Annotated in this window: 2 protein-coding genes; both read right to left on the bottom strand. The window is 64.6% G+C overall.

The window, feature by feature from the left end; translation table 11 throughout:
• Window positions 1-42: 42 nt before the first annotated feature.
• On the bottom strand, window positions 43-873 hold the full coding sequence (locus HT737_RS13695; RefSeq protein WP_374011165.1) for an AraC family ligand binding domain-containing protein: 831 nt from the start codon (window positions 871-873) through the stop codon (window positions 43-45).
• Complete coding sequence (locus tag HT737_RS13690) at window positions 870-1,865, bottom strand: hydrolase (RefSeq protein WP_182402877.1); 996 nt, start codon at window positions 1,863-1,865, stop codon at window positions 870-872. Before HT737_RS13690 ends, HT737_RS13695 begins: the two co-directional genes overlap by 4 nt.
• Between the last annotated feature and the right edge of the window lie 100 nt (window positions 1,866-1,965).

Here is a 1,965-nt window from a genome sequence, read left to right as displayed (position 1 = left end):
GGCAGCTCCTACAGGGGCTGGCGTGCCGCAGGCCGCGATCTTTTAGCGTTCCACGCGGGCACTGCGATACGCCGCCGGCCCAACCCCGTAAACCTGCTTGAACTGTCGGCTGAGATGACTCTGATCGGCAAAGCCCAGTTGCATGGCGACTTCCACCGGCAGGCAACCACTCTGCAATAAACCCCGGGCCGTGGCGATGCGCTGCTGCATCAGCCAGGTGTGCGGTGGCATGCCGGTGGCGCGGCGGAAGACACGGGCGAAGTGGAAGGGCGACAGATTCACTGCGGCCGCCAGTTCTTCCAGCGATGGCGGCGCCGCCAGTTGCGCGTGCAGCAGCTCCTTGGCCATCACCACCGCGCGATGTTCCTTGCCCGGGCTGCCGTTGATCTGCACCGCCGCATGCCGCTGCAACAGCAGCATCATCATCTCGCGCCATACCGTTTGCTGTTGCAGCGCGGTGGCCGGGCTTTCCAGCAAGCGATGCAACTGACAGAAACCGTTGACCAGATCCGGGTCGCGGTACAGCGTCGCGCCAAACGCCGGCATCGGCGCGCAGGGCAGTTCCAGTTCTTCGAGCAAGGACACGATCTGTCCGGTATCGGGATAAAAGGCCCGGTACAGCCAGCCGTCCTCGGTGCCCTTGTGCCCGGTGTGCAATTCGTCCGGATTGATCAGCACCAGCGTGCCGCTGCCGGCCAGGTGTTCGGCGCCGCGATAGCGATAACGCTGGGCGCCGGCCATGATCATGCCGATCACATAACCGTCGTGGACGTGCGGGGCGAAGCGATGCTCGATGTAGCGCGCCGACAGCAACTCGACCCCGGCCAGCGGCGCGGTTTGCCAGAAGCGGATCGACTCGCCCTTATCGCTCACGACGTCACACGGGCCAGCCATTGCGGGATGCGCCGTTCCAGGTAGTAGCCGGGCTGGCGGAACGTGCCATCGACAAAGCCGACGTGCCCGCCCTTGGCTTGCAGTTCGAACTGGGTGCTGGCGGACAATTCTTCGGTCGTCGGCAAGCTGTGGGGGAATACGAACGGATCGTCAGCGGCCTGGATGATCAGGGTCGGGGTGCGGATCTCGCCGAGAAAGTAGCGACTCGATGCTCGCCGATAGTAATCCTCGGCATCGTTGAAACCGTGCAGCGGCGCGGTGACTCGGCCATCGAAGTCCCAGAAGGTGCGCATGTTCTCCAGCGAACCGAGCGCCGCCAGGGCTGCCAGGCCATCCTCACGCCCGTCATGCTGGAACTGGCGCTGCTTGTTCTTGATGTAGGCGACCATCTCGCGCATGAAGTGTGCTTGATAGACCTTGGAGAAACCCTGACCGATGCGGTCGGCGCACTGATCGAGCCGAAACGGCACCGACACCGCCACCGCACCGAGCACGCCGCTGTCGCTGCCGGTCTCGCCCAGATGCTTGAGCAACACGTTGCCGCCCAATGAATAGCCGACCGCATACAGCGGCGCCAGCGGGCGCTTGGCCCGCAAGTGTTTGATGGCCTCGGCGAGGTCTTCGCTGGCACCGGAGTGGTAACTGCGCGGCAGCAGGTTGGGTTCGCCGGAGCAACCGCGCCAGTTCAGCGCGACACTGGCCCAGCCCTGCGCGGCGAGCGCGGCCTGGATCCCGGCGACGTAAGGCGAATTGGATGAACCGGTCAGCCCATGCAGCACCAGCACCAGCGGCGCCTCGGCGCTGTGCGGGCCATGCCAGTCGAGATCGAGAAAATCCCCGTCGTCCAGCCACAGGCGTTCCCGCTCGCGATCAAGGTGGACGGTTTTGCGCCACAGCGGCCCCCACAAGGTTTGCAGGTGCGGATTGCCGAGGCCGAAGGCGGGGGTGAAGCGATCTGAAGACGCGGGCACGATGATTCTCGATGCAGCTTTGTGGGCAGAGTACGCACGCTTTTGTGGCGAGGGAGCTTGCTCCCGCTGGACTTGCGCAGCAGGCCTCGCTTCTGAAAAA

The organism is Pseudomonas sp. MD195_PC81_125, assembly GCF_014060985.1.
In the GTDB taxonomy this organism is placed as follows: domain Bacteria; phylum Pseudomonadota; class Gammaproteobacteria; order Pseudomonadales; family Pseudomonadaceae; genus Aquipseudomonas; species Aquipseudomonas parakoreensis.
The sequence above is the reverse complement of the archived record's forward strand: the minus strand, read 5'-3'. Positions and strand labels throughout refer to the sequence as shown.